4 protein-coding genes are annotated in these 5,110 nt (G+C 46.9%); 1 reads left to right on the top strand and 3 read right to left on the bottom strand.

Annotation, left to right across the window (positions count from 1 at the left end):
* Window positions 1-175: 175 nt before the first annotated feature.
* Complete coding sequence (locus A8708_RS00175) at window positions 176-1,696, bottom strand: extracellular solute-binding protein (protein WP_082927169.1); 1,521 nt, start codon at window positions 1,694-1,696, stop codon at window positions 176-178.
* A gap of 154 nt (window positions 1,697-1,850) precedes the next feature.
* Between A8708_RS00175 and A8708_RS00170 the strand changes: the two genes are divergently transcribed.
* The gene (locus tag A8708_RS00170; RefSeq protein WP_068661526.1) at window positions 1,851-4,172 is read left to right on the top strand and encodes a response regulator transcription factor; all 2,322 of its coding nucleotides are present in this window, start codon (window positions 1,851-1,853) and stop codon (window positions 4,170-4,172) included.
* A 276-nt stretch (window positions 4,173-4,448) separates the two neighbouring features.
* Here A8708_RS00170 and A8708_RS00165 read toward each other — a convergent pair whose 3' ends face one another.
* Both A8708_RS00165 and A8708_RS35990 read right to left on the bottom strand, forming a co-directional pair.
* Complete coding sequence (locus A8708_RS00165) at window positions 4,449-4,745, bottom strand: hypothetical protein (protein WP_068661525.1); 297 nt, start codon at window positions 4,743-4,745, stop codon at window positions 4,449-4,451.
* Window positions 4,746-4,809: 64 nt separating this feature from the next.
* A partial coding sequence (locus A8708_RS35990; protein WP_204787440.1) for a hypothetical protein occupies window positions 4,810-5,110 on the bottom strand: 301 nt, incomplete at its 5' end.

Below are 5,110 nucleotides of genomic sequence, written 5' to 3'. Positions count from 1 at the left end.
GTGCGTGTTCATTTCGACATGTGGGAACGGAATACCTTTAAATAGAAGAAGTCTTCCTATTGGAAGACCTAAGTAGTAACCCTATTTTCCATCTAATCGCAATTACTAACGAAATCCACCAGAATTAGCTGTAGGAAATCCAATTATTTTGTAGGTATATACGCTGCTATCCTGACTACCTCTTCTTCCCATACGCCTCATTATACTCCGTTATCATCTGATTCCCGCCGCCGCGCTTCCAGCGCTCGATTTCTTGTTGGAAAGCTGCTTTATCCAACTTGCCCAGGATATAATTGTATGTCGCATCGGAGATGATTTTGTACAGCTCGACGCCTCGCTCGTCGTAGGTTTTCGACTCAATGCCGAGTGTCGGGTCCTTGACGACGTATTTCTCGTTATCCAAACTAAGCGTATCCGCCAATTGGGACAACGATTCACTTTCTACAACAGGAATGACATTCGGATTGTTCAGATCTGCGATCATCAGCGCGTACAAGGCGTTGACTTCGTTGACACGAATCTTCGACGTCTCTTCGGAGAGCTGAATTTGCCCATTTTTAACCGTATAATGCCGGCCCTCTAGACCATACTTCATGAGATTGGCGACATCCTTATCCATCGTCCGATCAAAAAACTGCAGCATCTGCTTAAGCTCCGCCTCAGTTCGTATCGCCTTTTTTGAGAACAAATATAACGCACTGTAATTAGGAATGGACCATATATGAAACCCCTGGGGCCCTTCGATATGATTCACCAACGTCAGTCTTGCCTCCGGATTCACCAACTGCGCCTCGTCCGAAAGCCGCTGCACATCCTGCATACTGCCAATGTACACGCCGGCTGTGCCGCGAATCAGCTTATCCCGCTGGACTTCCTTACTCGTCACGGCAAAATCCGAATTAATCAGCTTCTCCTCATATAACTTCTTCATGAAATTCATAGCTTCGATATACGGCTGCGTTTCAAACTCCGGTATAAGCTTCCCACCCGATACGCCCCAATTATTCGGTGCCCCGAAATAGGAGGCCAGCGTCTTAAAAGAACCGAACACCAAATCATTGCGGTCTGTCAGCCCAATCGTATCATCCTTGCCATCACCATCTGGATCACCGTAAGTGAACGCTTTAAGCACCTCATACAACTCATCTAAATTTGTTGGCTTTTTCAACTTCAGCTTGTTCAGCCAATCTTCGCGAATAATGATTCCCTGCCGAGAGGACGGACGCTCAGTGTACAGGCTATAGATTTTGCCATCGACAGCCGCCTGACCCAAAATCTCTTTATTCAACTTATTCAAGTTCGGATAAGCACCCAAATAAGGTCCAATATCCCAGAATGCGCCGGAACGGATCGAATTTTTCATCAACATATAGTCTGTATATTTTACGTAAGTTGCCTTTTTCAACGAGTTCGTTGTAAGGGCTGTATTCATTTTATCCGTATAAATGCCATCAGGAACCCAGTTCAGCTCCAGCTTCGTTTGCGTCCGATTCTCAATTGCTTGAACCAGCTCAGGTATCGGTGGATGCGGAAAATGAAGCGGTGCCATAATCGAAATAACAGGCCTTGCGCCTTTATCATCTTCCGCTTTGGGCGTACCGCCGTTCTGACAAGCACTGAATAACAACATCATAATTAGAGCAATACTCATTCGTCCTGTCCACTTGAACCGCTGGCCACTGATCCTACCTCTCATGCTAACTCCTCCTTGCAACAGCTGTATTTTGGCGGCAAATATGAGATAATGATTATCCCCACGGCAGATGATTATTGATCTGAACCGCACTCTTGACTACAATACATAGATAGTCTGACGAATGATTCTTTGAATAGATAAGGTGTTGGATGCGATGCGCTCTTTAAGTTTTCTTAGCAAAATGACGATATTCAGCTTCCTGCTTAGTACGCTGCCTGTGATTTTTATCGGCGCTTTCGCCTTCTTTACGTCCTCAAGTGAGATACAAAAAAATGTAAACGAAGGAAAAATGCAGTTAATCACGCAAATTAACTCCAATGTAGAGCAGAAATTAACCACTGTCAACCATACACTGAATCAGGTTATCAATTCCACCGTGCTCAAAAAGGCCATGGACATGCCGCTGACTGTAACCGATTTCATGATGTACGATGATCTGCGAAGCGAGATTCGCTATATGCAATCTTTTGACACGAGGCTGGAAGATGTGCTCTTGATTAATGCGAAACAGAACTGGATGATCAAAAATTCAGGGCTGTATCGATTCGATAACTATCCGTTTGCCGATAAATTAATTGCTTTGATGAATGCCCAAGATAACAGTACGTGGACTCTGAATCCTTCCGAGTGGTTCTATACCGAAGAAAATGCGCGAAGCGTGACCTGCGACTATAGTATTTCCCTAGTTAAAAAGCTGCCTACCACTGGCCTCGATAAATTTGGCATGGCGTTAGCCAATATTCCTGCTTGCTCGCTGCAAGATATGATTCAAAGTGATAGCGAACATCCCGATGATATTGTCATCATGGATGAACAGCAGCGCATTGTGATGAATCGCGATCCCAGCTTAATTGGGAAATCCATTACAGCTGCTGGGCTATCCGAACTCACGCGGCTAGAGGAAGATTCAAGCGGACAGTTCCGCGCCAGCATACATGATAAACCGTATTCCGTTACTTTTTTGCGTTCGAACCTGAACAACTGGACGTACCTTTCCTTAACTTCAATCGAGAGCTTGACCAAGGAATCAAGCAAAATCGGGACCTACACCATTTACATTTGCGTCCTGATGCTGCTTCTGGCCTTGCTTCTCGCATGGCTCGTTTCGCGTAAAATGTACTCCCCTATCCAGTTGCTTCTGAATCAAATCGGAGGCTTGGTAAGTGGAAATCAGAAGCGCAAAGCGAATGAATTTCAGATGATTAGCGAGCATGTGCATACCTTGTTCCAATCGAAATCGCAGCTCGAAAAAGAAGTCCATCAACATATCGGGCAGGTGCGGACCTTCTTCCTGATTAAAGCCTTTCAGGGGCATATTAAATCGGGGGAGTTGCTCGAAAAACTCGCGCAATTCGGCTACGCCGACCATGTCGCTGCCTGGAAAACGATGTCCGTCATCACCATCCAAATCGATGCCATCGACCACACGCGCTATGAGAAAAAGGACATGGAACTGCTTCTCTTCGCCGTGCACAACATGATGGAAGAGCTCATCCCTTCGGAGCAGCGCTTGGCGCCGATCCTGATTGATCAGACGATCGTTACTTTAATAGGCAGCGCTGACTCGGTTGATAGCGATTTCCGTACGATGGTGTACGGCCTGACTGAGCAGGTGCAACAGCATATTTATAACTTCCTGAAGCTGCATATCTCTATCGGAATCTCTTTGCCGATTCATGCGTTCACCCAGATGTCGCTGGCCTATAAAGAAGGGTTGGAGGCTTTGAAGCACCGCATCAAGCTCGGTGAGGGCATCATTATCCAGTATGAAAATATCAACTCAGGGAAGCATTACTTGAATTTGAACTATCCGAAGCCACTGGAGAATGAACTAATCGATAGCATTAAGCTAGCCGAAAAGGATAAATCCCGGGAGCTGTTGAAGCAACTGTTGCATGCTGTTTTCGCAGCACAGCTCACTCCGCAGGAGTATCAGATTCCGCTCGCGCGACTGCTCAACAACCTGCTGATGATGATGCAGGAATCCGGCATCGCCTTGAATCAGATTCATCCGAACAAAGGCTCCCTGTTCGAGGAAGTGCTCGGCCTGCACACGACTGCCGAGATCGAGGATTGGTTCTGGACCGAGGTCATCCATCCGCTGATCCGAATTTTCCGCGACCGGCAGGATGCCCAATACCATAACATTTCGGAGAAAATTATCGATCTCGTGCAGCACTATTACGACACGGATCTAACGCTTGAGGAATGTGCTTCTCGCTTGCATTACAATGCTAACTATTTGAGCAGCATTTTCCGCAAAGAGACGAATTGCTCCTTCAGTGATTACTTATCTAACTATCGTTTCAACATGGCCAAAAAATGGCTCTCCGAGACCGATATGCCGATCAAGGATATCTCCTCCAAGCTGCGCTACAATAACTCGCAGAATTTCATCCGCTCCTTCCGGAAGCAGGAAGGACTTACGCCCGGCCAGTACCGGGATAAGCAAAAGGAAGGCTTGCCGCCTACTTAGGGGTTCGGGACGCGCAGGCGGGCGCTGGGGGCCATGCGGCGTGGCGGCGGGGCTCGCTCGACGTGCGAAGTGCGGCGTGACTGCGGGAGCGGCTTGCCCGTGCGATGCTTGCCATACAAAGCGAACTGCAAGCAGCCTGCGGAATCGCCCCCTCGAATACCAAAACAGCCTGCGAAGCCACCACATGATTGTTGGTGGTTCGCAGGCTATTGTTCGCCTTGCCGGATGTTGAGCAGCCTCAAGGAGGCTTGTCCACATCTTCTTCGTTTCTAGCGATTAAGCGGAAACGACTTGGCTGGATTCAACTGCTGTTTTCAGCGCGGCACGGTTGTCCCAAAGAAAGGAAAGCAGCTGATTACGTTCATCAAAGAACAGCTCGTCGGCATCCTCGTACTCTCTCCCCACCCCATGCACACTGAAACGCTCATCTTCATAACACATTAAGGTCCATTGACCTCCACGTTTTTTATCAGCAAAAACAAAATAAAGCTTCTTCCCTGCTGCGTCCCACTCTGCGAAGTTTGAAAAGTTGTCCAAAATCAAGCCGATGTCCTGTTTATTCTTAATTTGCATGATCTTATCTCCTTTTCGCTTTTTTAAAATCGTACCCGAGTTTCCATGAGAAGTTTGTCACACTTTAGGGACGAAATGTAGGAATTTTTGTCGAAGGGGATGCATCGTGCGGGTGAATCAAGACGTAAGCGGCTTGTGACTGGCCGTGACGGTGTTTAACTGGAAAAACTACAGCTAATACCGGCGAATTTAAAGAAAATCTGAGATTAGATGGATTTTCTACAGTTAATTGTCGGCTTTTTGGCGTTGATGTGGGAGAGGCAGGAAAATAACTGTAGGAAATCCAGGCCTGTTGATTAGCCAAATATTGGAATGTTGGCAGGATAAATAACACCACTGGATAAGAACACCCTCCATTCTGGTGG

The sequence above is a fragment of the Paenibacillus oryzisoli genome, assembly GCF_001653565.1.
Lineage (GTDB): Bacteria > Bacillota > Bacilli > Paenibacillales > NBRC-103111 > Paenibacillus_E > Paenibacillus_E oryzisoli.
This window is presented reverse-complemented; position numbering and strand designations above follow the sequence as displayed.